General features: G+C 41.9%; 27 protein-coding genes. 8 read left to right on the top strand and 19 right to left on the bottom strand.

Going from position 1 to position 25,796, the window contains the following annotated elements:
• The 8 genes from CVN76_RS03195 to cdaS form a co-directional block, all read right to left on the bottom strand.
• A partial coding sequence (locus CVN76_RS03195; RefSeq protein ID WP_100530250.1) for an NAD(P)H-dependent flavin oxidoreductase occupies window positions 1–952 on the bottom strand: 952 nt, incomplete at its 3' end.
• 390 nt (window positions 953–1,342) lie between these two features.
• Window positions 1,343–3,331, bottom strand: a complete 1,989-nt coding sequence (locus CVN76_RS03190; RefSeq protein WP_100530249.1) for an acetoacetate--CoA ligase — start codon at window positions 3,329–3,331, stop codon at window positions 1,343–1,345.
• 108 nt (window positions 3,332–3,439) lie between these two features.
• Window positions 3,440–4,708, bottom strand: coding sequence for a sensor histidine kinase (locus tag CVN76_RS03185; protein ID WP_100530248.1), 1,269 nt, complete (start codon window positions 4,706–4,708; stop codon window positions 3,440–3,442).
• Window positions 4,709–4,932: 224 nt separating this feature from the next.
• Entirely contained in the window at window positions 4,933–6,075 is a 1,143-nt protein-coding gene (locus tag CVN76_RS03180; RefSeq protein ID WP_100530261.1) for an acyl-CoA dehydrogenase family protein, read from the bottom strand.
• A gap of 118 nt (window positions 6,076–6,193) precedes the next feature.
• Window positions 6,194–7,441 (bottom strand): GTPase, encoded by a 1,248-nt coding sequence (locus CVN76_RS03175; RefSeq protein ID WP_198512457.1) that lies wholly within the window; start codon window positions 7,439–7,441, stop codon window positions 6,194–6,196.
• 113 nt (window positions 7,442–7,554) lie between these two features.
• Window positions 7,555–8,346: a helix-turn-helix transcriptional regulator gene (locus CVN76_RS03170; protein ID WP_100530246.1), complete on the bottom strand. Its 792-nt coding sequence runs from the start codon at window positions 8,344–8,346 to the stop codon at window positions 7,555–7,557.
• Between the two features lie 437 nt (window positions 8,347–8,783).
• Window positions 8,784–9,530 (bottom strand): type I methionyl aminopeptidase, encoded by a 747-nt coding sequence (gene map, locus CVN76_RS03165; RefSeq protein ID WP_100530245.1) that lies wholly within the window; start codon window positions 9,528–9,530, stop codon window positions 8,784–8,786.
• Window positions 9,531–9,694: 164 nt separating this feature from the next.
• Entirely contained in the window at window positions 9,695–10,315 is a 621-nt protein-coding gene (gene cdaS, locus CVN76_RS03160) for a sporulation-specific diadenylate cyclase CdaS (RefSeq protein ID WP_100530244.1), read from the bottom strand.
• 265 nt (window positions 10,316–10,580) lie between these two features.
• Between cdaS and CVN76_RS03155 the strand changes: the two genes are divergently transcribed.
• Window positions 10,581–10,901 (top strand): 2Fe-2S iron-sulfur cluster-binding protein, encoded by a 321-nt coding sequence (locus CVN76_RS03155; RefSeq protein ID WP_100530243.1) that lies wholly within the window; start codon window positions 10,581–10,583, stop codon window positions 10,899–10,901.
• A gap of 70 nt (window positions 10,902–10,971) precedes the next feature.
• On the opposite strand, the gene CVN76_RS03150 is transcribed toward CVN76_RS03155, so the two are convergent.
• A complete protein-coding gene (locus CVN76_RS03150; protein WP_100530242.1) occupies window positions 10,972–11,349 on the bottom strand; it encodes a VOC family protein in 378 nt (125 codons plus the stop codon).
• A gap of 234 nt (window positions 11,350–11,583) precedes the next feature.
• Here CVN76_RS03150 and CVN76_RS03145 point away from each other — a divergent pair, with 234 nt between their 5' ends.
• The 5 genes from CVN76_RS03145 to CVN76_RS03125 all read left to right on the top strand — a co-directional run bounded on the left by CVN76_RS03145 (window position 11,584) and on the right by CVN76_RS03125 (window position 14,529).
• Window positions 11,584–12,051, top strand: a complete 468-nt coding sequence (locus CVN76_RS03145) for a DinB family protein (protein ID WP_100530241.1) — start codon at window positions 11,584–11,586, stop codon at window positions 12,049–12,051.
• Between the two features lie 94 nt (window positions 12,052–12,145).
• On the top strand, window positions 12,146–12,559 hold the full coding sequence (locus tag CVN76_RS03140; RefSeq protein ID WP_100530240.1) for a VOC family protein: 414 nt from the start codon (window positions 12,146–12,148) through the stop codon (window positions 12,557–12,559).
• A 186-nt stretch (window positions 12,560–12,745) separates the two neighbouring features.
• Window positions 12,746–13,246, top strand: a complete 501-nt coding sequence (locus tag CVN76_RS03135; protein ID WP_100530239.1) for a VOC family protein — start codon at window positions 12,746–12,748, stop codon at window positions 13,244–13,246.
• Between the two features lie 193 nt (window positions 13,247–13,439).
• Window positions 13,440–13,742, top strand: a complete 303-nt coding sequence (locus CVN76_RS03130) for a monooxygenase (RefSeq protein WP_100530238.1) — start codon at window positions 13,440–13,442, stop codon at window positions 13,740–13,742.
• A 235-nt stretch (window positions 13,743–13,977) separates the two neighbouring features.
• Window positions 13,978–14,529 carry a DUF402 domain-containing protein gene (locus CVN76_RS03125; RefSeq protein WP_442857541.1) on the top strand — a complete coding sequence of 184 codons (552 nt, stop codon included), beginning with the start codon at window positions 13,978–13,980 and terminating at the stop codon, window positions 14,527–14,529.
• Between the two features lie 65 nt (window positions 14,530–14,594).
• Here CVN76_RS03125 and CVN76_RS03120 read toward each other — a convergent pair whose 3' ends face one another.
• Entirely contained in the window at window positions 14,595–15,242 is a 648-nt protein-coding gene (locus CVN76_RS03120) for a lysozyme family protein (protein ID WP_232732087.1), read from the bottom strand.
• 226 nt (window positions 15,243–15,468) lie between these two features.
• Here CVN76_RS03120 and CVN76_RS03115 point away from each other — a divergent pair, with 226 nt between their 5' ends.
• Window positions 15,469–15,624, top strand: a complete 156-nt coding sequence (locus CVN76_RS03115; RefSeq protein WP_100530237.1) for a DUF4021 domain-containing protein — start codon at window positions 15,469–15,471, stop codon at window positions 15,622–15,624.
• A 199-nt stretch (window positions 15,625–15,823) separates the two neighbouring features.
• Here CVN76_RS03115 and CVN76_RS03110 read toward each other — a convergent pair whose 3' ends face one another.
• From CVN76_RS03110 to CVN76_RS03090, 4 genes are all read right to left on the bottom strand, one after another.
• The gene (locus CVN76_RS03110; RefSeq protein WP_100530236.1) at window positions 15,824–16,372 is read right to left on the bottom strand and encodes a GNAT family N-acetyltransferase; all 549 of its coding nucleotides are present in this window, start codon (window positions 16,370–16,372) and stop codon (window positions 15,824–15,826) included.
• 303 nt (window positions 16,373–16,675) lie between these two features.
• Window positions 16,676–17,071 (bottom strand): cupin domain-containing protein, encoded by a 396-nt coding sequence (locus CVN76_RS03105; RefSeq protein ID WP_100530235.1) that lies wholly within the window; start codon window positions 17,069–17,071, stop codon window positions 16,676–16,678.
• A gap of 112 nt (window positions 17,072–17,183) precedes the next feature.
• Window positions 17,184–17,930, bottom strand: a complete 747-nt coding sequence (locus CVN76_RS03100; protein WP_100530234.1) for an SDR family oxidoreductase — start codon at window positions 17,928–17,930, stop codon at window positions 17,184–17,186.
• A 678-nt stretch (window positions 17,931–18,608) separates the two neighbouring features.
• Entirely contained in the window at window positions 18,609–19,202 is a 594-nt protein-coding gene (locus CVN76_RS03090; RefSeq protein ID WP_100530233.1) for a branched-chain amino acid aminotransferase, read from the bottom strand.
• Window positions 19,203–19,373: 171 nt separating this feature from the next.
• On the opposite strand from CVN76_RS03090, the gene CVN76_RS03085 reads away from it, so the two are divergent.
• Window positions 19,374–20,492, top strand: a complete 1,119-nt coding sequence (locus tag CVN76_RS03085; protein ID WP_100530232.1) for an NAD(P)/FAD-dependent oxidoreductase — start codon at window positions 19,374–19,376, stop codon at window positions 20,490–20,492.
• A 117-nt stretch (window positions 20,493–20,609) separates the two neighbouring features.
• On the opposite strand, the gene glaH is transcribed toward CVN76_RS03085, so the two are convergent.
• The 5 genes from glaH to CVN76_RS03060 all read right to left on the bottom strand — a co-directional run bounded on the left by glaH (window position 20,610) and on the right by CVN76_RS03060 (window position 25,245).
• Window positions 20,610–21,548 carry a glutarate dioxygenase GlaH gene (gene glaH, locus CVN76_RS03080; RefSeq protein ID WP_100530231.1) on the bottom strand — a complete coding sequence of 313 codons (939 nt, stop codon included), beginning with the start codon at window positions 21,546–21,548 and terminating at the stop codon, window positions 20,610–20,612.
• Window positions 21,549–21,874: 326 nt separating this feature from the next.
• Window positions 21,875–22,216 carry a DUF3870 domain-containing protein gene (locus tag CVN76_RS03075; protein ID WP_100530230.1) on the bottom strand — a complete coding sequence of 114 codons (342 nt, stop codon included), beginning with the start codon at window positions 22,214–22,216 and terminating at the stop codon, window positions 21,875–21,877.
• 27 nt (window positions 22,217–22,243) lie between these two features.
• Complete coding sequence (gene lhgO / locus CVN76_RS03070; protein ID WP_100530229.1) at window positions 22,244–23,461, bottom strand: L-2-hydroxyglutarate oxidase; 1,218 nt, start codon at window positions 23,459–23,461, stop codon at window positions 22,244–22,246.
• 17 nt (window positions 23,462–23,478) lie between these two features.
• Complete coding sequence (locus CVN76_RS03065; RefSeq protein WP_232732086.1) at window positions 23,479–24,150, bottom strand: GntR family transcriptional regulator; 672 nt, start codon at window positions 24,148–24,150, stop codon at window positions 23,479–23,481.
• Window positions 24,151–24,672: 522 nt separating this feature from the next.
• Window positions 24,673–25,245 carry a site-specific integrase gene (locus tag CVN76_RS03060; protein ID WP_232732085.1) on the bottom strand — a complete coding sequence of 191 codons (573 nt, stop codon included), beginning with the start codon at window positions 25,243–25,245 and terminating at the stop codon, window positions 24,673–24,675.
• Between the last annotated feature and the right edge of the window lie 551 nt (window positions 25,246–25,796).

Here is a 25,796-nt window from a genome sequence, read left to right as displayed (position 1 = left end):
TTTGGACGGATTCGAGCGAGTTATTTGCCTCATGTACGATTTGCTTGATCAGTTCATCGACAGTCAATACTTCCTTAATCAGTCCGACGGATTGTCCGCAAGACCAGATACCTCCATCCAAATCTCCCTCAAAGTATACTTTTTTGCTTCTTTGACCTGTAATGAGCGGAATTAAGGCTTCTATCGTGGCTCCTTCATTTTCGAGTCGGTCCACTTCCTTACTGACAGCATTCAACGCTACCCGTGATGGGCTTCCTATATTTCTTTGAATGACGACCGTATCCATTTCATTTGCCGATACCATCCAGTCTTTAACATGATCATGAATGGGAGCTTCTTTTGTGGCCATGAAGCGAGTTCCCATGACGATACCCTCAGCCCCCAGTGACAAGGCACTAACAAGGCTTCTGCCATCTGAAAAGCCCCCTCCCGCAATAACAGGTATGGAAACGGAATCGACGACCCTTGGCAGCATGACAAGCGTTCCTACATCCCCCATGCCGGGGTGGCCGCCTGTTTCATTTCCAACGATAATTACGGCATCGACCCCTAATTTCTCTGCAGAAATCGCATTTTTGACACTTGCTACCTTATGGATCACGGTAAAGCCGTGCTCTTTAAGTTTTGGCATCAATCCCTCTGGACTTCTGCCGCTCGTTTCGACGATTTTCACATCTTCGTCCACTAAAATATCAATGAAGTCAGCATTTGGCGTGGCCGTTTGACTTGGAAATAAATTGAGGTTCACGGCGAAGGGCTTCTTTGTCATAGATTTCACTTTACGTATTTCATCACGCAGACGTTCGGGTGTCGCCTGTGTTTTCGAAGTAATGATGCCAAGTCCGCCTGCTTCGGATACGGCCGCTGCAAGTGGCGCCCGGCCAACTTGAAACATCCCCCCGCAGATTATCGGATATTCGATTTCCAACATTTCAGTCATTCGTGTTTTCAATTGGCATTCCCCTTTCAAGGTTTGGTTTGTTCGGCATTGCTTAGGTATACCTCATCATTTTTTAGATGCATGTAAAGGTGCTTCTAATGGCAAGTATCAACCGTCAAGGATTTATAAGCGACTTGTTTCATGAGTGCCCGTAGGCCATTCCAAGTTGGTAAAAAGCATATCCTGCGTTTACCCCTTCTTGGTGGATGATTGAAAATATGCACGGTTAAACGAGAGAAAAGATGCGGTGAAGTAATTTAATAGGATGGTATTCGAAGTTACCTTAAGTATAGTGGAATCTGTATCCGCTTACAACAGCTTGGTTGGAGTTACAAAACATGATATTTTCAAACTCGCATGGCAATATGGAAAAAAGACGGAGCCTTTGCCCCGCCTTGACTTTCAGAATATTTTCTTCTCGTTTAACTCCTTGGCTAAATCCTTGAAATATTGAAGTGATTCAGGGTTGGCCATGGAGTCTGCATTCACCACTTTATCAAACTCGAAACCTAACAACCCTTTTCGGATCGGGACTTCCATTTTCTTTCCGTTCAGTGTTTTAGGTATTTGTTCGACAGCATAAATGTGATCAGGGACGAAACGCGGGGATAATTGTCCTCTGATTTGTTCGTTGATTGCTGCAGTTAACGTTGCATCCAGGTAGCTATCAGGCTTAAGGACGACGAACAGCAGCAAAGAAGAGCGACGGCCAAGCACCTCCCTATCGATGACAAGGCTTTCCATCACTTCGTCAATCGCTTCCACGACGCGGTATATATCGCTAGTGCCCATCCGGACTCCGGAACGGTTGATGGTCGAGTCCGATCGCCCATAAATGATGCAGCTACCCTTTTCGTCAATTTTTATCCAATCACCATGTTTCCAAATGCCCGGATACGCATCGAAATAACTCTCGTGATATCTTATACCCTTTGGATCATTCCAAAAATATAACGGCATCGATGGCATCGGTTTGGTAATCACCAATTCACCGACTTCATTAATCAATGACTGCCCCTTTTCATCAAAGGCTTCGACGCGAACACCGAGTGCCCTGCCCTGTATTTCTCCGATTCTTACCGGTAATGTCGGAACCCCGCCAACAAATCCGGCACAAACATCGGTTCCGCCACTGGATGAACTGAGCCAGATATCCTTTTTGACATTCTGATAAACCCATTTGTATCCGTCACCCGTCAAAGGTGCTCCAGTGGAAAAAAGGGCTTTCAATTTGGATAAATCATATTTCCCCATCGGTTTGATGCCTAGTTTCATGGAATTAGTAAGGAAAGGGGCGCTCGTTCCAAAGAAGGTCATACCGGAATCTTCAGCCAGCTCCCAAAGAACCTCCGAATTCGGAAACGAAGGACTGCCGTCATAAAGGACGATCGTCGCTTCATTAAGCAGCCCGCCCATCAGGAGATTCCACATCATCCAGCCTGTCGTCGTGAACCAAAATGCTGTATCCTCTGAGGACATACCTTGATGCAGTTTAGTCGATTTGAAGTGCTCCAAGACTATTCCGCCATGCCCTTGTACGATCGGTTTGGGCATTCCCGTCGTACCTGATGAATAGAGAATCCAAAGCGGGTGATCGAATGGAACACTTTCGAATGACAATTCCGCCGGTTCCAGCAAGAGGTCTGCCCAGGGAATGGTATCTGCTGGATTTTCTTGTATATTCTTTTTTTCTATGTAAGGAACCAGTACAGTATGCTTGACAGAGACCAACTCTTTCTTTAGCTGGGAAACGACCGTTGTTTTATCATATACTTTTCCATTGTACCTGTATCCATCAACCGCCAGTAACACAACCGGCTCAATCTGTTTGAAACGATCTATGACACTTCTTGCCCCAAAGTCAGGTGAACAGCTCGACCAGATCGCACCGATGCTTGCCACAGCCAGGAACGCGATGACCGTCTCAGGTATATTCGGCATATAGGCCACTACCCGATCACCGGATTTCACCCCAAGCTTCCTTAAGGAATGGGCGACGGAAGCTACTTGATCTTTCAGTTCTTTCCAGCTGATCTCTTTCTGCTTGATGTGCTCGGAACGAAAAAAAATGGCCGTTTTCTCATCCTGATCATTCATTAATGCATTTTCCGCATAGTTTAGCCTGGAACCCTCGAACCACTTCGCACCAGGCATTGACTGCCCTGATAAAATCGCATCATATTTCCGATCCGCTTTTACATTGCAATAATCCCAAATCGTTGCCCAAAACTCTTCCAATTCATCAACAGACCATTTCCATAATTCATGATAAGCTTGAAATGATAAACCTTTCTTTTCCTTTAACCATTTCATATAGTGAGTCAATACCGTTTGCTCGATTTGTTCGTTAGTCGGTTCCCAAATGATTTGTCCATCCGTAAGCGATTTCATTCGATCATCTCCCTTAGGCATCAAATGCTTGATTGAATCAATTCACAAAAATTGGTAGTTTGATTAAATTGTAATGTATCCCCGTTGAACCGTCAATTAACAAGGATATTACATAGATTCATGGGCATGAATCGGAAGGTTAAGAGAGAAACAGGTCCCTTCCCCCTGTACGCTTGAAACATATATCGTACCATCCATGCTTTTGATTACACTGTAAGAAACCATCATCCCTAATCCCGTTCCTGTATTTTCTGTCGTGAAATAAGGTTCGCCTAAACGATTTATTTGCTCTTGGGACATTCCTCTGCCTTGGTCTTGAATCTTAATTTGGATGGTGGCGGCAGCATGGAGGACATGGATGGATAGTTCTCCTTCAGACATTGATTCAATCCCGTTCTTGATGATATTGAACAGGCACTGCTGAAATTTTTTGCTTTCTCCCACAACATAGTAAGCCTCATCGTCAAAAACGGATATTTTCAAGTCAATCCCATTCTTGCTTGCCAATGGTTTGATGCTGTTCACGACATGATTGATTTCAGTGGATGTGCGTAACCGCTCCATTTTTTCGGGACACATGGAAGCAAACGTCAAATAATCATTGATGACGTCCGTAGCCCGATCTAATTCCTGCAAGGCAATATTTGCATACTTCACCTTGATTTGAGGCGAAACGTCTTCCCTTAACATTTGGAGATATCCCCGGGTCACGGTAAGCGGGTTACGGACTTCGTGAGAAATGCTTGCTGCCAAGTGGCCGACGATTTGCAGCTTTTCCGCCTTCACTAGTTTTTCAAGCACCTGGAAGTTTGCTATGATAACCTCCCATAGGATGATGACGATGACGATGCCTATCAGTTGGATGATGAAATACTGTTTCCATAGGCTTATCCCTATGACGAGGCCAAAGATTTGGGTTGAAACATAGTCTGTCAGAATATGGACAAGAAAGATTAATGCTACACCGATGACGATTTTTTTACCGACTGATGTTTTTAGATAGTATTTCGATATGAAAAACAGGGAAACACCGATGAACGGGAAAGTGATGCATGCTACATAAAACCCGCTTTCCCCACCTGTTACATAACGGATGACGAGGGTGATCACTATTAATATCATGCCTAACCTGTAGCCGCCATATAGACCGCCTAAAATAAAAGGAATCCATCGCAGATCCCAAACGAAATGCTCTTCCGTGACTACGGGGAATAACATACAGAGGACGAGTGAAAGAATCGGAAAGATGGCCAAGAACCATCCCTTTATCGCTTTCAATCGGTACACATATTTCACTAGATAGATTACATGGGCCAAAAAGATCGGAAAAAGAATAATTAAAAAGTTAATCAGCAAATCCTTTGTCATGAGATTCATTTTTACACCGGACTTTCGATATTTTTCGAAGATTTAGAAAGGTACATAAATCATAACAAGATAGAGTGTGATAAGCTAGTAAAACTATCAGAATGAGAAGGGAACTAGGATGGGATAAAATGAAAAAGCGACGCTTGTCCCCTGATGATCCGAAATTTGGGAATGGACAGCAAAAAGCACTGAAACGACCTAGTCATTCCAGTGCAACGAAGCTTTCCATTTCCTTAATAAAGAGCAGATTTTGCGAGCATCGTAATGGTCGCATCATCCATAGGTGGATTATGAAGCCCTGCACGAACATCCCGATAGTAGCGTTGCAATGGATTTTGCCGTTGCAAGCTTTTGGCACCAACCACCCTCATCGCCTTATCGACGATGGAGAGCGCTTTGTTTGTGACCGATAATTTAACGGCACCCAACTGGGTCGCTAATGCTTCACGATCCTCAGGATTCCGTTCCCACTTTTCTGCGACAGAGTATAGAAAATGATGCGCCTCACTTAACTCCAGTTCCATTTCCCCGATTGTCCTTTGAACGTTGGGAAGGTCCCTTATGGGTCCTGGCAAGCTATTGGGAGAGTATGTTTTTGCGAATTGCACTGCATGATTTCTCGCAGCTACTGCAATTCCCAAATAACAGGCTGGTATATGTAATAGCCACGCTTCCGGTTTCCGTTTTTCCAAAGGGTTGCTTTTTTGCACATAATACTTTTCAGGCAAGCTCACGTCGTTTAACACCAAGTCATGACTTCCTGTTCCCTGCATGGAAATCATATCCCAAGTTTCTTCGATAACGACACCAGCTTCGTCGCGATGAACGAAAAATGTACCTAGCCGCTCATCCTCGGGTACCCATGCTGTCACAAGAAAAATGTCCAGGACGGGGGAAAGAGTGGTAAAAGTCTTTCTGCCATTCAAAATCCATCGTTCCCCTTTTTTAGTGGCGGTCGTTTCAGGCCGGCCCCCTCGCGTCGGGCTTCCCGTCCCGACCTCTGATGCCGCCGTATTGACGAGGGCGCCCGCTGACACTTCGTGAAACAATTGATCCATGACCCCTTTTTCCCAGGGCTTCCTCTCCATTAAGGACAGCACCGTCCCGACGTGCCAGCCTATCCCTAAGGCGGTGGGGCCGCAATACTGAGCTATTTTTTCTTGGCAAAGGAGAAAATCATATAATGTCCCGCCATGGCCTCCATACTCTTTTGCCAGCGTTAGCTTTGGATAGCCAAAATCCTTTAATTCCTTAATGTTCTCAAAAGGGAACCCATTTGTCACATCGATTGCTTCTGCTCGATCGGCAAAGTGCTGTATCGCTTCCTCTAACCTTTGTATATATTCTTGTTGCTTCCTTGATTGAAAAAAAAGCATGGAGAACACCCCTTCTATGATAAGCAATATGCTAAACCATCCAGCAGCAAAACCCTTCACCACTAGAACTCCCTTTTATCATATCACTTTAGTGGAGATTCTGATTTGAATCTGCTTATTAAGATTCAATGTCCTCATTTTTAAAATTTTTGTTGGCGTTTTTATAAGCATTCTTTGCCTGGTTGATGTCTTTGTTTTCAATGAAGTAGGCAATCGCAGCTTGACCGATGCCATAGGTGACTCCGCCGGCGACCGCACCGGACACGGCTAGACCGGCTACGGGAACGAAGCGGACCGCTGCCCTGACACCTTCCCTGACAAGGAGGCCGATGCCTACATTGATTCCTAATGCTGCAATGAATTCACTTGCTGATTTTGTATTGATGTCTTTATCGGCGATGAAACCAATGACCACGATCATCAATCCTTGAATTCCCGTCAAGATCGGAAAATCGGCAAAAGGAATCGGTTCGGCTCCAATAATACCGGCAATGGCCGTAAAGGTCCCCACGATCGTTCGCGCAAATTTTCTCTTGACGAATTGACTCTGGATCGCTTTGGCTGTCTTCAATTTCGCTTCACTGGGTAAGGCCTCGATTAAATAATCAGAAAGTAAATCGATGTTCCAACGCATATCATATTCGATATTCCCGTTTTCATCAAAATCAATATAGGAACAAATGGGAATGATGTTCAAGAGCGGAATGTCACTCTCATCAAATCGCTTCGACATCAACATCATGGCCTCTTCCATATTCTGTTTTTTCTTGGGGTTGGCATCGAAAGGTGCTTGTTTATAATGCGGAGGATCCAATTCATCCACTTGGGTTACTACACAGATGACAGGGACATCGTAATGGTGCTTCTCCTTGACGAGCATACGCAGCTTATTCAGCTCTTGTAAATCCTCTTCGATCCGCGAGTCTGCTTCCTTTGCTTTTATCAAGAAAAGGAACACATCGGGCTGTTCTTCCGTGACCGCCTTCATCAATTCATCCAATGGGGTTTCTTCTTCGAATTCCTCTGTCGGTGCTTCACTTTCGCCTAATCCCCGGGAGTCCAACAGACGAATTTTCGGGTTGGCATCACTCGGATACCAGAGCCATTTCCCTTTACCCGTTCCTGATTTTACAGAACTGACATATTGCCGTTCCTGACCAAACATCGCATTGATCAATGAGGATTTTCCCGACCCGCGCCTGCCGACAAGGGCAATTCGCGGCTCCCTTGCATCGACCGTCATCGTTTTAAGCTTTAAGAGCTGATCCAGCATTTTGTTCTTTTTGGAATTGGAAATGGGCAGTTTGTCGACCTGGCCTTTTATGAAACTGAATATGCTGCCCATTTCATCGTTTTTTTCTACCATTATGCATTCCCCCATGATATGAAGTGTTTTTAATGACTTTTACCCTTGAAAGATTCAAGATAAGCATGTAATTTGAAACTTCCTTACAATCTTAAGGGCACGCTTTCACTTCTTCATGCACTTTCTTTTAAGAACATCACGACACTCGCCATGTATTTTTGGATTTCCTGCACTTGGAAAGCAGCCGAATCCGCAATTTGTTTATAATGGTGCTGTCCTTCGTCCGTAATTCTCAAATAACGTTTCGTTCGTTTTTCGCTTTCCCATCTTCCGACAAGAAGACCGTTCTCTTCCATTTCGTGAGATAAATCGTATAAATATCCGTTAGAAGCAATCCACCCGAACTGATTTTTAAGCAATTCGCCAATTTCCCCCATATAAATAGGTTTCTTTGTAAAAGCGGCTTTTAATGTAATGTACCGAACAAGATCCTTCACTGATATTATTTTCGAGAAATAGGACCGATATTCTTCAGGAAGTTCATTTTGAACTGGGGGATTTTCACCTGATCCCCGCAAATCGAACATGAACCGGTCAATGACCTTTTTCACTTCGGAAAACCGCTCGAGGAAATTCTTTTGATACCATATATGAAGCTCTTTTCCTTTTTCGGTAATTTGATAATAATTTCTGCCCTTATTCGTGTAAAGGGATAAATGATCGGACTCTACAAGCATATTGGATATTTTGCACAAATAGTCGTAGCTATGCACTTTCCCAGTAAACGTATTCTTCAGGTCCTGATGAATCGCCCGTGGATAATTCGCCTTTAATTTCAAGGAATGGAGTAAAAAAATCGTTAAAAATTCCCGCTGGCTTAACCCGACCGATTCTACCGTTACTGACGGCTTTTCCCCTTTTTTCACTGCCAAAACCTCCTTCGTATCCTCTAATGACCATGCCATTAAATATTTCTTCCTTCTCCCTTATTATCCTGTGCTGCCACATAATAGTAAAGATTTAATGCTTAACTGCCTTGTACTATTATTCATGCTTCATTACATGGTGGGAGATGGGATATTTTATCTATTCTGACGAGGTTTTTAGTGGGATAATATGTAAAAAAGAGAGGGGCAAAAATGCGCTTTAGTTAAGGAAACGTTATTGTACCTCGGTCAAAGCATATTGTGAACTGTCCTTCAAAGAATACAAAAAAGGCATCTTAATGCCCGTTTACATGAGATCAAAATCCATACCTTCTGGGATAAAGGCGACGCTTTCCTCGTCATCCGGATTGAAGGTCATTACCGTTAAGCTCTTCAAGGTTGGTTTGTGCCGCTTTCTCGAGAAATTCAAAGCAATAGAAAAACGGACCCGTAAGTTGGGTCCGATTTTTATTAACTTACTGTTCAGTCAAGATGATGGGTTCATCTTTTGTAATGACGAGTGTATGTTCATATTGGGCGGATAGCTTTCCATCCGCTGTTCTCGCCGTCCATCCGTCTTGGTCCATTTTCATATGCCAAGTTCCAGCATTCAGCATAGGCTCGATCGTGATGACCATGCCTTCTTTTAGTCGGGCACCTTTACCAGGTTTACCATAGTGCAGGACGGTTGGGTCTTCGTGCATCGTTTTACCGATACCATGCCCTGTGAAATCGCGGACAACGGAAAACTTTTCACCCTCGGCATATGATTGGATTGCATGCCCGATGTCTCCCAGGCGATTTCCTGCCCGTGCAACTTCCATGCCTCTATATAAAGCATTCTTGGTTACATCCAACAAGCGCTGTGCTTCTTCTGATACCTCGCCGACAGCATATGTCCAAGCGGAATCCGCCAAACCTCCGTTCAGGTTCACGACCATATCAATCGTTACGATGTCTCCCTCTTTCAGCGCTTTTTTTTGCGGGAAACCGTGGCAAATTACATCATTCACCGATGCGCATGTTGCGTATTTATACCCGTTATAGCCCTTTTGCTCCGGCGTTGCCCCATGCTCTGCAAGGTACTTATCAACAAATTCCTCTATTTCCCAAGTTGTGATCCCTGGTTTGATCCTTTTAGCAATTTCTCTATGCGTCGCAGCAAGAAGTTTGCCAGCTTCATGCATTAATTGTATTTCTCGATCACTCTTAATAGTTATCATGTCAAAATCCTCTTTCGTTTTATATCTTATCTGAATGAATCTCCTTATTTATCATATGCCTTTTTTTATATAAAAAGCAACCAAAAACCCGGTGAAATTGACCGGGTTAACAAACGCAAGTGTCTTTGAACTTCCATTAATGTGTAATATGGGCAGGGGATTTTCTAATGTAGCCCATGATTATTTATGGGATACATATTTCCATTTAACGCAAAGGAAACTCGGCCTGTTTCCTCCGATACAACCAACACAAGGGCGTCGCTTCGTTCGGTCAATCCTAGGGCTGCCCTGTGGCGTGTTCCTAGTTTTTTGCCTTCTGTTGATCTTGCTGAAAGCGGAAGAACATTTGCTGCGGAAGCGATTTGGTTATGACTGACCAGCACTGCACCATCATGAAGCGGATTTCCAGGGAAAAAAATGGACTCCAATAAAGAGTGTGTTAATTCCGCTCCAATGGAAATACCCGGTTGAATGTATGTATCCAGTGCATCCTGACGCTCAATCACAATCAACCCACCATGTCTGCGATTGGATAGATTTTGGACGCAAAGGGTTAATTCCGGATATTTGTCCGTGAAAGGAGATAAATAGCAATTTAAATAAAAAGTGGCAGCTTTCATATCAATGGAGACAAATTTTTCTTTGATTTTTTCAAAGCTCCCGAGCAGACATTCATTTTCATTACCCATGGCCTCCAGATTATTCTCTAATGCCGCTATCACTTGGCGAATATCCTCTTTCAATATTTGTTTCATGGGTGAAAAATCGCAATTTCCATCCTTCACAGCTAGACGCCTCCCTTTGCAACTGGTTTTTATCCTGATCATTTAATGTGTAATCGATAGGTAGTATGTAGTTAATGTTTGTCTTCGAGCTGCCGATTTATTCATCCAATGATAGGCGGCCAGTCACAAGGATCTTCCCCCCCTGCCTTCGTTTTACTGCCATTCAGAATGGGCTCCACATTTTTTTTTGGGCATTTGGGAAAGGTAAGGAAATAAATATGGAAGAGACCATTGGTGAAATCTTAAAATAATAGGTGGGATTGAAATGCCTTATGTAACGGTTTATGACCGAGGAACGTTTGAAGTGGAAATGGGTAAGAAGTTAGTTTTGGCATTGGAAGATAACGGGGTTAATATTCTCCATCGATGTGGTGGAAAGGCAAAGTGCACGACATGCCGAGTGGAGATATTGGCAGGTGATTTTGCTGAAGTGACAAATGAAGAAAAAAAATCCTTTGAGGAAAAAGGAATCGAGGATCAGCTTCGGCTATCCTGTCAAATTTACGTGAATGGAGACATCGCCATCCGTCCGATCATGACGGTTGAAAACTCGGGGCTTACCGCGGGGCCAAGGCCAGCAGAATGAGAACGATAATATTCTAAATCAAAACGACTAAAAATGGAATTTCTAGTCGTTTTGAAAATTCATCTTAGAATCACTTTTTTTCCATGATTGCAAAGTAATTATCTTCATTATCGGCAAAATTGAATACTTTACCTGTAGGCATCGTAACCATGTCCCCGACTTTGATATTCTTATCCAAAAATTCTTTATATAATTCATCAAGATTTTCCGCGAAAAACATTAACGAAGGAGTATGAAGGTTCAATTCAGGCTGCATTTTAGCGATCCATTCCTTATTGTGCAGGATAATGCTCGTTTGCGCTTCTGTTGTAGGTGCCATTTCAATCCATCTCAAAGTTCCGTTATCCTCGTCTGAAATTATCTTAAAACCCACTTTTTCCGTCCAAAACTTCATGCATTCATCCTGGTTATTAACATATAGCATAATTTGGCCTACTTTATTGATCATATGCTTCACTCCATTTCCTACGTTTTTATGGCTTGCAGCGTCCTTTAGAGTTTAAATAATCTAACTCCTTTTTGATTATACCAAATATAAGGTCAATCATCTGCGAGTTTCTACTTTTCCTAGACTAAACTTCAAGAAATCTTCAGAAACTATTTTTTACAAGTAGAATTTGCAGGATTTTTCAATTATACACAGAACATCTATACAGACTAACTAGCTAGGGAGTGTGAATGGATGGTACTTTCGAAAAACGATTTATTTGAGATATTGGAAGGTAACAGAAGATTGACGATGCGGGTGGTGCAAGCTTTTCCTGAAGAGGAGCTATTCCACTATACACCTGCTGATAAGCTTCGTCCCTTCGCAGAGATGATTAAAGAAATCATGAACATCGAGAGTGCCTATATTCGGGGAATTGCTCTTCATGAATGGGAATTTCAAGATTCGTTTGCAGCCATTTCAACAAAAGAGGCCCTGATATCCGCCTGCGAAGCCGTAAGGGAGAATACACGGAGACTTTGGCAGGAAGTGACCGATGAAACACTTGAGGTAGTGGAAAAGGATCCATTCTTTGGCCCCGCTCAAAGCCATTTTGCGAGAATCCAATATGGCTTGGAAAATGAAATCCATCATAGAGGACAAGGATTTATTTATCTTAGGATACTAGGGATTGAACCGCCTGAATTTTTCGTCAGGGATTAAGACGAATGTAAAAACATTTGAGAACAAACTGCCTGATTACGCTATCCACCTGATTACGCTATCCATAAGTAGGAAAAATAAAGGAGTGAAACAAATGTCAGTTGATGCATACCTTAATTTTAATGGAAATTGTCGTGAAGCGATAAAGTTTTATGCCGAGGTCTTTGGAACGGAAGCAACGAACTTCATGACCTTTGGGGAAACCCCGCCGAATCCTGAATTTAAAATTCCAGAGGAAGCGAAAAATTTAGTCATGCATGCAAGAATGAATATTGGCGGCAGCAATCTCATGTTTTCCGATGTTTTCCCTGGTATGCCTTTTATTGAAGGAAACAACATCAGCCTTGCATTCGTTACCGATAATCTGGATGAAATCGAATCAATCTTTCATAATTTAAAAGAAGGCGGCACGGTCCGTATGGAGCTTCAAGAAACTTTTTGGAGTAAGTTATACGGTCAAGTAACGGACAAGTTCGGAATCAACTGGCAAGTCAACGTCGGCAGCTGATAACGGCATTACGGTAATGGCATTTCCCTTCGGATATGGGGGCTATTCCTATCGTGGAAAGCATCTCCATATCCTCTTTGTGCTTTCTACTCCTGTACGGACTATGCCAGGTTCGATTGCCAAAGTCCCTTGATGGTAGTGTACAGTAAAGGTCCATGTAAACATGAAAACGAAAGGGAGAAAAGGATGAAAAACAAACTTCAAAAAATCACAACAAATCTATGGTTCGATACACAGGCAGAGGAGGCCACGAGATTTTATACGTCCATCTTCGAAAATTCGAAGATTGGCAGGATTACACACTATGGCAGCGTAGGTCGGGAAATCCATGGAATGTCAGAGGGAAAAGTTATGACGGTCGAATTTGAATTGGAAGGACAGGCATTCATCGCATTGAATGGCGGGCCGCATTTCAAATTCACAGAGGCGATATCCTTCATCATCCATTGCGAATCTCAAGAAGATGTCGATTATTATTGGGGAAATCTCTCACAAGGCGGAGATGAAAAAGCGCAAGCTTGCGGCTGGCTGAAAGATCAATTTGGAGTATCTTGGCAGATAATTCCTGAAAATATTACGGACATGATTAACGATACGGATCCTGAAAGATCGGCAAGAGTCATGACAGCACTGTATCAAATGAAGAAAATTGATATAAATGCATTAATGCGGGCCTATAACGGATAGGATTTATTTAGATAAGTTCACAAGCGAGCTTCCGGACTATATTGGAGTAGTATATGGCTTGTTTGAAAGAGAAGCTTCTTTTTTTTAAGGAAATTTAAGATTACCTCTTTTATTGAAAAAGAGCTTTCACTAGACCTTAATCAAATAGCGGAATCCTATTTAACAACCATAAAATAAACAAAGGAGTATGACCATGGCATACGTATTACAAGTGGATTTTAAAATGAATGGACCATTCGGAAATGAAATGGCTGAGGCGTTTTCTGATATAGCGAGAAGCATCAATGAAGAAGATGGCTTCATATGGAAAATCTGGACAGAAAGTCCCGAAACAAATGAAGCAGGAGGAATCTACACTTTTGAAACGAAAGAAACGGCTGAAACATATCTGGTCATGCACACTAATAGATTAGCTGGCTTTGGAATTACAAACGTCAACGCAAAAATCTTTGGCATTAATTCAAAGCTTACTGAGCTCAATAAAGGTTCCGTATAATCATTGATATTAAAAAACAGAATGAACGATGAACTAAGCCCCCTTATATGCCCTTATAAAGGAGATATAACAATTTACGTACTGTCTCCTTTTTTTCTTTTAGTAACGACGATACTCTACCCCATTATGATTGCCTCCTTCCTTTACCTGAATACCCTCCAAATAGAAACGAAACATGTTCAGGGGTATACTGACATACATAATCAAAATCGCATGATAAGGAGAAAGATGAAAGATGGTCCATATGAGTGTATTTGCGATTCAACGCCGTGACGAAATGATAGAAAGAAAAATCCGCTACGACTCTTTAATCGTGGATCATCATTGCATCCGTTTAGCGGCAGATGAAGATGAAGTTGTGCTTTTTCACGAAGTCAACGATTCTTTCACGATGAACACCCCCGAAACCGAATTAACGATCTCGAAAGGAAGCTATACGATTGCTTATTATTGGCGGCATCGCCCCTATAATTTGTATATTTGGAGAAACAAGCAAGGACAATATGTCGGTTCATATTTCAATATGGTGAAAAACACTTCCATTCTGGACAAGTTGGTAACTTTTGAAGACCTGATCATTGATATATTGGTCCTTCCGGATGGCGACCACTTTATCTTGGATGAAGACGAGCTCCCCGTCCCATTGGATGTGTTCGAAAATGGGTCAGTCCAACAAGCTTTGACCGACTTATTGGGTTCAATGGATGATCTGCTTGCTCAAACCGTGTTACAATCAGGGCATTTCTATAAACATGAAGACCTCCTTTCCTTATTACGTCAGAGATAAAAAAACCTGCCAGAAATTTGGCAGGTAAGTCAATATTAACAGGTGAATCTATTGCAAGGATATCCTTACTCACTATCCGCTTGAGCTGAAATACTGTCTGCCAGCTCTTCAATGTTCTTGGTCACTTTTTCGCTGTACGTATAATCACCGTAGCAATACGGATAGCGGAAATTGTCCTTGTCCCCGCCGCAATCATAGAGCGCAGGGTCCTTTTCCACTTGGATCATGGAGAATTGCTTGGCTAGCTCTTCCGTATGCTTCCCCCCTTTTTTTGCTATGTAATCAATATAACCAATTCCCATGTTATAGGCTTGAATGATCGTGGCAAAATCCACGTTCTTTTCATTGCCATATTCATTGATCCTTCTGAAATGCTTCACGCCATACTTTATGCTTTCGTTTGGGTCTGTAATGGTATTGGGGTCCAGTCCGGCAGATTCAGATGACTGCATAGGATCACCGCCGCGCCCACGGCTTTCTTGCTGCATCAAGGCAATCAATGTTGAAGTATGTTCTTCAAGCCCGTATTTTTTCAACTCCTCATGGATAATGGGACTATATTTCTTTACATTCGCAAAAGTATCCAGAGGGGGTATCGATGTGGATACATTTCCGTTAAATGGGTTTTGCATGACCTGCTTCATGACCAAAAAGGCCAAAACCAAGCTCAGTATAACTAAAAACTTCTTTGATTTCTTACGTTTTTTCTTCACATGCTCTCTCCGTAATCTCTAGGTTATATATTTATAGTTTAACAAAAAGTTAAAGTAATAACTATTTAGAATAGCATTTTAATTGTTCAAACAAAAAATGCCGGCTATTTGGATGAATCGCAAACTAATGAAAGAAGCTTTGCCCATCTAACCGGGAACTCGCTTTTTGCCATGAAGGTATATTTATATTGACATGGAGAAACACTAATGATTGGAGGTGATATGTTTGGGTAAGAATAATGATCAACAAGAAAAGAATGATGATAAAAAGAAAAAAATCACGAACGACTTTGGGGCCGACCCAGATGAACAGGAAATGAATGGTCTGTATGGTATGCTGGAAACCGAATATGAAGATCGTCTTCACGACAAAGAAAAGTAACCTTTCCATGCTAATTTATCGAGCGCCTGCTATTGCGTTTTTAGGCGTTCACCTGAATTGAATTTCATGATTTCGCTTCATTAGGTCCGTATATAGGTAAACTGTTTCGCGACATGGAAGCGAAAAGGTTTATATGAAAAGCCCTCCTGAAATGAAAAAGATTCAGGAGGGTTTCGTATTACTCGATTGAGTGATTTGTTCAGTATCTAGCTATCCGCATTTGCGTCCGTTTGTTAGCTAACAATTGTTTTTTAAGAAACAAAACCATATGATCTTCATCAAAATATGCCTGATCTAATTTCAATGCTCTCTTTTCTCTTCCAAACAGCTCAAAACCAAAATAAGAATATAGTTTTTTGGCTGATTCATTAGTTGTTACCACAGTTAAATGAACCTGCTCAATTCCTTCCAAATCGTTTGTCTTTCTAATTGCTTCTACCATCAAGCTCTTTCCAATTCCCCTACCACGGTTTTCAGGTGAAACGTACATGGCAAAGATATGGGCTTTATGTTTTAGTTTCCGCTTATTTTCTCTGACCAAAGTAACTGTACCGATAAGTTTTTCATGTTCAAATGCACCAAAGGTAAAAGATACATCCGATTGCAAGCGACTCTTATATGTTTCTATGGGATTCTCTTTTTCCTCCTCATAGCTTGAACCGAATGATTCAGCATTCTTTCGTAAAGCTTCCAATCTTAAATTTCGATAATTTTCAGCATCTAATGGTTTCAAAAGTCTTATTTCCATTGTTTCCTCCTAACTAAACGAAAAATAATCCCCTTTATTTTACAACGAAATCAATTTTCGGAGGATGGGATGTTAGAAGAGATTCGTTTGAATTCATTCAGCCCCTCCCTCCGATTGTTGAAAAGGATTAATATAATATGCCTAGAGGAAATCTTTAGTACTCAGTCCATCTTCTGAATTTTTCGCTAAACGATGAAAGTTCCACCGAATGGATAAGGTAAAAAAGCCACCCAAAGGATGGCATCACACAGCAACCATATTAAAGGAATAACGCATCGAATCTAATCATTCGATGCGTTATTTTTATAAATTGTGATACGTTTCATCATCAACGGCTTCTAACCAGTCCGTTTCACCAGGGGTCATGGCTAAGTGGACGAACCAACTGTCTTTTGTCGCGCCATGCCAATGTTTGACATTCGGAGGGATATTCACCACATCACCGGTTTTAAGGAATTGGGCCGGTTTCCCTTCTTCTTGAAACCAACCCTCTCCTCCGGTAATCAACAATACTTGTCCAACATTGTGGGAGTGCCAGTTATTGCGTGCTCCAGGTGAAAAAGTTACATTACCGATTGAAGTATTGAGTGGCTCCGGATCGGTAAACACCATTTGTAAGTAGGCATCACCGATAAAGTTTTTTTCAACTTTTTGTCCCAATGGAAATATTGCGCTATTGTTTAGTTGTTCATTTTTCATTAAATGATTCCTCCTTTTTTGTTGAAAGACGACATATGTCAAACAATATATGGACGGCTCTTACTGCCCATGTTAAAAAACTCCAAAACAGGATTCGAAAAATTATATATTATTAGCCCACTTGTACAGTTGGCCGGATTATCATTTCATTTATAGCTACATCAGAAGGCTGCTCAATGGCAAAGGCAATGGTCCGGGCGATACTTTCCGCATCAATTGCTGTTTTGTAAAATTCATCCAAACCCGCTTTCATCTCCGGATCTGTAGTAGTCGCTAGCAATTCGCTGCTAACAGCCCCTGGAGACACATTTGTAACACGGATATTCGTACCGCTCATTGCCTCTTCTTGTCGTAAGCCTTCAGAAATGGCTCTTACTGCATGTTTGGTGCCGCAATATACCGTTCCCCCTGGATAGACGTTGTGTCCCGCTACCGAAGAAAGATTAATGATATGCCCTGATTTACGTTCCCTCATGGATGGGAGTACGGCAGAAATGGCATACAAAACCCCTTTAATATTGACGTCAATCATTTTATTCCATTCATCAACTTTTTTATTGAAAAGAAATGCTTGTGGCATGACGCCTGCATTATTGACTAAAACATCGATTTTACCATACTCTTTTAGCGCAAACTCAGCCAGCTCTTCCATTTGATCATGGGAAGTAACATCCGTCACCTTATAAATGGCTTGTCCGCCACTCTTCAGTATCTCTTCTTGTAATGCCTTAAGCCGTTCTTCCCGACGTGCAGCAAGTACCAGTTTGGCCCCCTTGGATGTTAGATCCTTTGCAGTAGCTTCGCCAATTCCACTAGAGGCACCCGTAATGATTACAACTTTATCTTGAATAGTAGACATGTTAAAATGACATCCTTTCTTAATGAACCTATATTTTTTTATTTTTCTTTTGAAAACGATTCTTTTGCAACCGTAATCGCTGACATCGCTTTTGGCCAACCAGCATAAAAAGACTTCTACCCATTCTTCTACTGCAAGGCCATTTTCTTTTGCCTTGTTTAAATGACATCCGTATTTCCACCAACTATTAATGAAGATACGGTAATGAAACTGCGATCACGTGGAGAAAGCTCCTTACGCTCCCATACGTCTCCAAATAACACTTCATCGTTAATTGCACAAGTTTTGGGGTAAAATCTTCGATCATTTTTTGTGCAGAAGTGATTTGATTTGAAGTTGACCTTTCATATCCCTTCTTTCACTTTTTACTTTTCTATTGTGCCGAAGCTTATCGCGCATCTGTGTATAATATAAAATGTAAAATGGATGTCTGCAATAATCAAAAACATGAGTTTCATGCAATTTGGCACATGTTCATTAAAGTTGTGCCATACCTTTTAAAAAAGTTAATGAATATTCCAGTCCAGCAAGCTGGATGCCACTGTTTTTATGGCAGAGCAGATATACAAAAGGGGGAGAATCAACATGAATATTTTATTCCGTCTATTGGTTGTTTTCAAAATATTCCTGTCTCGAAAAATCAAAATAACGCCATCCAAAGGATGGCGTTACTGGCACTTACATTTCTTCTTCGACTGTTTGAACCAGGATAAAAAGAAAATGATAAATTAAATGAAATGCATCTTCTAATGATAGGTCTTCTCGAAACCCTTTGACGTTATTCAAGGCAAAATTGACATCCCAAAGGCCGTCACCCGGGTTAAACATTAAACTGAATGAACCAATGTCTTCTTGAAGCTCCTTTTTTAAATACGTTTTTAAGACATCACCCATTTTTTTCTGGAATTTCAACCCAAACATCGCATTATAGGTGCCGAAGACATCATCGACTTCGATAGAAAGGGCCTCAACTCCGATAAGTTCGAACCATTCCGATTCAAAATAAAGGAATTCATCTTTATTTTTTTTCAAGTAGTCAATCGGCTGGGCCAAGAATGAAGCCTTCTCGACAGCAATCAATTCTTCACTCTCTTTATTACTGCGTTCGATAAAAGCATCGACAAAACGTGATGTATTTTCCTTTACCACTATAGTGCTATCTTCCGTAATTAATTTATGCTTTTCCGAATACTCCTTTTCTTCATTAAATAGCTCCACCTTGTTATTGGTGGTGGATTTAGATATGTATGCTTCCATTCGTTTTCTTAACATATGATGTCCTCCTCGTATCTTTTCAAGCTTATGCAATTTCCATCATAGCATATCCACTGCTTAGAAAATAACTTTGTGAAACAAATTACAATACTAATGTGGAAATCGTATCATGGCTTCGTTATAGTAATGGTACAGCAGGTATACAAATAGAGAAATGAGATGTTGAACATGCAAAAAATCATTGTCGTAGGAGCAGGGATCCTCGGAGCCTCCACTGCCTATCAGCTTGCCAAAGCGGGGGCTGAAGTGATCATCATCGATCGTCAGGATGATGGACAGGCAACCTCCGCCGCTGCAGGGATCGTATGTCCTTGGATATCGCAAAGACGTAACAAGGCTTGGTACCACCTTGCTAAAAATGGAGCGGCTTTTTATCCTGGACTAATTGATGAACTAAAACGGGATGGGGAAACCGAGACGGGTTATGCCCAAGTCGGGGCCGTCAGTTTACATACGGAAGAAGGAAAACTGATGGCGATGAAGGAGAGAGCCGAAAAACGGAAAGAAGACGCACCGGAGATGGGCACGATCACCCTACTCTCCCCTTCGGAAACAAAGGAATTATTCCCACCTCTTTCCAGTGAATATGCTGCTGTTCATGTAAGTGGGGCCGCTCGGGTGGATGGAAGGGCACTTCGCGATTCTTTACTGCGTGCATCGCAAAAAAACAGCGCTAAGTTAATCTATGGTGAGGCAATCCTTGCATATGAAGATTCACAGGTGACAGGTGTAACCGTCGAAGGCGAATTCATATCTGCTGATCGAGTGATCGTTTGTGCGGGGGCTTGGGCATCGGCCTTGCTTACCCCTCTTGGTGTGAACTTTAAAGTCAGCTTTCAGAAGGCCCAAATCATCCATCTTGATTCGCCGATTGAGGGAACGAATAACTGGCCGGTTGTCATGCCTCCTAGTGATCAATATCTCCTTGCATTCGATCATAATAAAATCGTTGCCGGCGCTACCCATGAAAATACGGAAGTGTTCGACAACCGAGTGACCGCCGGAGGTTTGCAGGAGGTTTTCAATAAAGCGATGAATACCGCTCCTGGTTTGGCAGATAGTTCGTTCGTCGAAGCAAGGGTCGGCTTTCGTCCTTTCACGCCAGGGTTCCTGCCAGTTATCGGACCGCTGCCTGATTGGCAAGGGATAATCATTGCGAATGGCCTGGGAGCTTCCGGTTTAACGATGGGTCCTTATATTGGCTCACAACTGGCAAACCTTGCACTTGATAGGGATTTGGATATCGATTTAGAGAAGTATGATGTAAGAGGTGCTTTGGAAATATAGGTTCACCTTTGTTTGATAGGCGTCAAAAAAAAGATCAATGCTGCTTACCCTTCAGGGCATCAGCATTGATCTTTATCCATTTGGGGATGGATAAATCTACGGGAGTGCAAAATGAAACTATTGGTTGAATCTTCCGCGCTGGCGCAGTAATTCACGATTCAAGTTCGGATCCTTTTCGAAAGCGGCACGGCCGTGTAGCCAAAAAATATTATTGACGACAACTAAATCTCCAACAGGAAGCTCCAATTCAATTACGCTTTCATCGCTTTCCAAGGAATGAGATAAATCCCGTAAGTATTTGGCCTGTTCGATCGATTCAGGATAAACGAATTGATCGATAAAGCAAACGCCTGGTTGGTTATTGTGATTAAAGAAAGTCAATCTTTCAATTTCCTGTTCAATATTTTTACTCTTTGGAGCTTTGTACGTAAATTTATGACTCGAAATGGGATGATTGACGTAATGATCAAGTTCTTTCCAATCATCCAGATGCAATAGGCGTGATTCTCCACCTCGCGCATTCTCTTCGATCATCTTCATCATCAATAGCCAGTCCGTCGGCTCATCCACAAATGTTCCGTCCGTATGAAGCGTGAATAAACGATAGGCTTGGCGCAGGTATGAATCACTGCTATCCGTATCTTGAACACTAAATCGCGCATAATACTTACCTGACATCGCATCATGGTTTGGTGTTCCAAGCAAGTATGAAATGGCTGTGGCAAACACTACATATTCATCGGTATTTTCAGTGACTCCCTCCAAGCCGAGGGTGAACCCTCCTGAATCCCGATCATGGACGATGCTCCGGAGAACTTCTCCAAATTCCTCTCCCACTTGTTCTAATAAGTAGGAGGCAACGATAAGTCGCGCGTATGGTGTATATTCCAAATGTTGAACAGTCTGATTGTCCTTCATTACGGCTTCGAGGAAACCGGCAATGGATTCTTTGGAGATTTCGATGTGATACAACCGACTGGTTTGCGGGTGAACCTTCACCTCATAGTTTTCTGTTTTCATTTCAAACGTAGCCCGTTTTTTTTCTGCAATACTCATGAATAATTCCTCCTGTTATTAAGATAGGTAACAAAGTCAACGGGAAATATAAAAAGCCAGTCGCACAATACCCCCAGTAAATAGGGAGTACATGTACAACTGGCTTATATTCACTTCACTGCTCTATGCGAATAGAGTCACAGCGAATATGCAGTTTATGTAAGATTTATTTTTCCTGTTTCCAATGATTAAGAACTTTACACGATTCTGAAATGGTGTGTTCCAAAAGGTGTGAATGTCAAAATATTGGCTTACCTCCATTAAAGCTTTTTTGCTAACCTTTGTCAATGGTTTTCACAAATTATTCTGAAAAATAAGAACGATTACTAGCTTGATAGTTTCGTATGATCGCCCGCTTTAATTTGTTGAAAATGGATATCCAAGTCCTTTAATGCAGCCACCAAAGCATTCGCTGCTTTGCCCCGGTAATAGGTTTGAATTGAATCTATCGCCTCATCGACACCATCGTTTAAACTGATCCCCTTTAATAATTCCCCGATAAACGCCCGTCCATGCTCAGTTGCCAATGTACACGATGCTTCGAGGACAACCCCGTATTTAACATCGACTTCTGCCGTGATGGTCAACGTTTCAAAAACACTTTTTGCTGCCATCCCTTGCGGTAAACGTGCATGACCTGCAATGAATATTGTCTTGCCATTAAACATGAGACATCTTCCTCCCCATAAAGGTTTTTATTTTGTGAATATCGCTTCCATTAAATGCGATTGTTCCGGAATACGGTTAACAACCTCTTTTCCAATTTCAATCGAGGCCGTGGCGGCTGGCGAAGGGGCATTGCACACATGAACGGTACGTTTTCCCATGATGATGTGAAAGTCATCGACCATATTACCGTCATCCTGTAACGCTTGAGCCCTAACTCCAGCGGGCGCCGGGATTAAATCGTCCTCTTGAATTTCGGGTATCAATTCCTGCAGGCTTTTCGTGAACTGCTTTTTACTGAAAGAACGGACATATTCATCCATCCCTTCCTTCATGAATTTACTGGCCAATTTCCAAAACCCTTTATAACGTAAAACTTCAGTTAAATCTTTTGCATTGAAGTCGGTTTTTTTGTATCCTTCCCGTTTAAAACTTAGTACGGCATTAGGTCCTGCATCCACTTCCCCGCTGATCATCCGCGTAAAATGCACGCCTAAAAACGGGAATTTAGGATTAGGAACAGGATAAATCAAGTGCTTGACGAGATAGCGTTTTTCGGGTTTCAGTTTAAAATATTCGCCGCGGAAGGGAACGATTTTCATATCGGTTTTATACCCCGCTGCTGCAGCTATTCGATCACTGTGCAAGCCTGCGCAATTTATGACCATCCTTGCCTTAATCGTTTTATTGCTCGTGTCGATGATGACCTCATCAATTTTTTCGGCAATCTTCTCCACCTTTGTATTCAGCATGATCTCACCCCCATTATCCCGGATGATATCCGCCATTTTTTCACTGACTTGACGATAATTGACGATGCCTGCCTGAGGCACACGAATCGCACCAAGTCCATGAACATGCGGTTCGATTACCTTTAACTCACCAACATCGATTTTCTGTATCGCCAGGTCATTTTGCAAACCGCGGGTGTATAAATCATCTAGGAGCGGCATTTCTTCTTGTTTCGTTGCAACAATCACCTTACCGCAAATATCATGTTCAATGCCGTACTTTTTACAGAATTCCGTCATGGAGCGGCTTCCTTGGCGGGCAAACCGTGCTTTGAAACTGCCAGGTTTATAATAAATCCCAGAATGGATGACACCGCTATTATGTCCTGTTTGATGGTCAGCAACAACTGCCTCTTTTTCAATGACCACCACTTTGGCATGTGGAAACCGCTGATACAGGGCCATACCTGTTGATAGACCTACAATCCCTCCGCCAACAATTGCAAAATCATACACATTGAACACTCCTTTTATCATTGATTTTTAGTATTCAGCAGCTCCATATAAGTGATTAGATTATTCTTTGTCCGCAAAATGTGATATTCCACCGCTGCCCGCAGCTCTGCAGGATCGCCCCTTAGTGCCGCTTCATAGATCATCCTGTGCTCCCGTTGCGTTTGCGGATAATAATCAATCAGCAAATTAGGGGCAATCGGAGATATCCCTAACGTTTCGACCATCTTTTGAACCCTTGGCCAAGGGCAGCCTTTTCGGAGCGTTTCATGAAACGCCGCATTAAGATGGATGTAATGCTCATTGGTTACATCCGATAATTGCATTCCTTCCATTTCAATCAGTATCCCTTTTACTTTCTCCATATCCTCCTCTGTTAAAAAGGGCAGCGATTTCTCGACGGCCAGACCTTCAAGCAGTGACCGGGTATGGTAGATTTCTTCAATATCTTCCCGGGTTATGGGTGTGACGATAGCACCTTTATGCGGAACCATCTCGACCAACCCTTCCATTTGCAGCTGTGTCAAGGCTTCACGGATGGGCATTCGGCTTACTTCCAAACGATCAGCCCATTCCTCTTGGATAAGGCGGTCTCCCTTTTTCAACGTGCCATTCAAAATCGCCTGCCTAAGGCTGTTCGTTACATGTTTAACGATGGTTGATTTATCTTTATTGGAATTGATCTTATCCAATTCAACTTCCACCTTTCAGGTATTGGATACAATTTTAACTATATCAACTAAATAAAGCGATTACAATACTAAATATTAAGAATATTGTATCCAACATTAAAGTATATTGGATACAATTAGTTTCCCTCTTTATCAAGCATATGGGATAGGGGAATGTAAGCTGAAAAAGGATCATACCTAGCTATAGGAATGATCCTTTTCGATAGTTTCTATTGTTCAAGCCATTAATTAACGGGTTATATGTTACCATAATAACATTATGTAAACAGAGAATTGACCAACTAGCCATTTCGAATATAAAATGACTAATTTGAGAAAATAAGATTCGCCGGTATAGGCTGTCACTTTGCTGCCCTTGCCCAAATCGATAATGGCCCTATATGGATGTGAGTATGCAAGAACTCCCCACTCTGGCCGTTCAATCGCTTAGAAGTTCTTCTATTAAAACATCACATTTCTTCTCCTGTAATCAAAGCGGCACCAGCGTAAGAAAAAAGATTTGTATAAACACGCAAACCTTCCTTAGAAATAAAAATCCATCAACGTTTCGTCCATTAAATCCTGGGTGAGTCCTATGTATATCATCGTATCCTTTGGATTGGAGTGATTAAGGATTTGCTGAAGTAATGCGATATCCTTGAATTTCTGATAATGCAAATAGCCGAAGGTCTTTCGAAGTGTATGTGTGCCTACATCCGGAATATCGGCCATTTCGGCAGCTTTGTTCAAGACTCGGTAGGCTTGGACCCTGGTGATTGGACCATTCCCTTTTCGGCTTGGAAACAAATACTGTTCATTTTTTAGGTTCATCTTGCGGACATACTTCCTGACTTCCTTTCGAAGCTGAGGATTGACAAGGAACCGTTTAATTTTATCCGTCTTTTGCTCGACGATGACGATATGCGTACCTTCAAGGATATCCTTCACTCGCAACTTCAAAAGATCGCCTATACGTAAGCCGATGTTAATACCAATTGAAAACATCATATAGTCTCTATAGCTACAATATTTTAATAGAGACTTTTTCATCTTTTCTATATGATCCAGCCGGCGAATCGGCTGGACATTCTTGATTCTTTGAGAGGCTGCTTGCATAAGTGTTCATTCCCCTTTCCCCTTTCCCCTTCTTTCATTGTACGTGAAGAACGGAAAAAAAGGCAAGTTTTTTAAATTATGATACCCCTCAAGAACGCTGATTTAAAGGGATTTTGAATGTATCAATAGAGGTCCTTTGTTACATTCGGAATATTCTGGCAAAAAAGATTGTGAATGACTTCGAAATTAGAGGTCCTCCCAAACGCCATTTAAAGGCTCATTACGCGACTTTACACTATACTTAACCAATGACTCTATCTATTTCAAACACCACCTTCAAACGATGGATATGGAGCTCGTTTTTTTCCCTTTTCAACATTTTTCTCGGAAAAATCCCTTAATTTAACATTCTCCTCATTTGAATAGTTGTCATTTAAACAGGGAAATTCGAAATTCCATTTCAGGGCATCATCCGCTTTGTCCGTTAACCCCCTCGAAACGGTTTATCATGAAAAATCCCCCTGAGATGTAAAAGGTTCAGGAGGAATTTCGTAATATTTGATTAAAGGATAGAGCTGCTGTTTTTTAAATTATGTTCATCGATTTTTTTC

It is taken from the genome of Bacillus sp. mrc49 (assembly GCF_002803435.1).
The sequence above is the reverse complement of the archived record's forward strand: the minus strand, read 5'-3'. Positions and strand labels throughout refer to the sequence as shown.

Coding starts and splice junctions, on each gene's coding strand:
- CVN76_RS03075 (WP_100530230.1), bottom strand. CDS start 22,216: ATGTTTAATGGCAAGACAATATTCATTGCAGGTCATGCACGTTTACCG.
- CVN76_RS03150 (WP_100530242.1), bottom strand. CDS start 11,349: ATGATCAATAAAGTAGGCCAAATTATGCTATATGTTAATAACCAGGAT.
- CVN76_RS03100 (WP_100530234.1), bottom strand. CDS start 17,930: ATGTCTACTATTCAAGATAAAGTTGTAATCATTACGGGTGCCTCTAGT.
- map (WP_100530245.1), bottom strand. CDS start 9,530: ATGATAACTATTAAGAGTGATCGAGAAATACAATTAATGCATGAAGCT.
- CVN76_RS03105 (WP_100530235.1), bottom strand. CDS start 17,071: ATGAAAAATGAACAACTAAACAATAGCGCAATATTTCCATTGGGACAA.
- CVN76_RS03140 (WP_100530240.1), top strand. CDS start 12,146: ATGTCAGTTGATGCATACCTTAATTTTAATGGAAATTGTCGTGAAGCG.
- CVN76_RS03185 (WP_100530248.1), bottom strand. CDS start 4,708: ATGAATCTCATGACAAAGGATTTGCTGATTAACTTTTTAATTATTCTT.
- CVN76_RS03145 (WP_100530241.1), top strand. CDS start 11,584: ATGGTACTTTCGAAAAACGATTTATTTGAGATATTGGAAGGTAACAGA.
- CVN76_RS03085 (WP_100530232.1), top strand. CDS start 19,374: ATGCAAAAAATCATTGTCGTAGGAGCAGGGATCCTCGGAGCCTCCACT.
- CVN76_RS03125 (WP_442857541.1), top strand. CDS start 13,978: ATGGTCCATATGAGTGTATTTGCGATTCAACGCCGTGACGAAATGATA.
- CVN76_RS03180 (WP_100530261.1), bottom strand. CDS start 6,075: ATGCTTTTTTTTCAATCAAGGAAGCAACAAGAATATATACAAAGGTTA.
- CVN76_RS03090 (WP_100530233.1), bottom strand. CDS start 19,202: ATGTTAAGAAAACGAATGGAAGCATACATATCTAAATCCACCACCAAT.
- CVN76_RS03190 (WP_100530249.1), bottom strand. CDS start 3,331: ATGAAATCGCTTACGGATGGACAAATCATTTGGGAACCGACTAACGAA.
- glaH (WP_100530231.1), bottom strand. CDS start 21,548: ATGAGTATTGCAGAAAAAAAACGGGCTACGTTTGAAATGAAAACAGAA.
- CVN76_RS03155 (WP_100530243.1), top strand. CDS start 10,581: ATGCCTTATGTAACGGTTTATGACCGAGGAACGTTTGAAGTGGAAATG.
- CVN76_RS03175 (WP_198512457.1), bottom strand. CDS start 7,441: ATGGTAGAAAAAAACGATGAAATGGGCAGCATATTCAGTTTCATAAAA.
- CVN76_RS03170 (WP_100530246.1), bottom strand. CDS start 8,346: ATGGCATGGTCATTAGAGGATACGAAGGAGGTTTTGGCAGTGAAAAAA.
- CVN76_RS03130 (WP_100530238.1), top strand. CDS start 13,440: ATGGCATACGTATTACAAGTGGATTTTAAAATGAATGGACCATTCGGA.
- CVN76_RS03135 (WP_100530239.1), top strand. CDS start 12,746: ATGAAAAACAAACTTCAAAAAATCACAACAAATCTATGGTTCGATACA.
- CVN76_RS03110 (WP_100530236.1), bottom strand. CDS start 16,372: ATGGAAATAAGACTTTTGAAACCATTAGATGCTGAAAATTATCGAAAT.
- CVN76_RS03060 (WP_232732085.1), bottom strand. CDS start 25,245: ATGCAAGCAGCCTCTCAAAGAATCAAGAATGTCCAGCCGATTCGCCGG.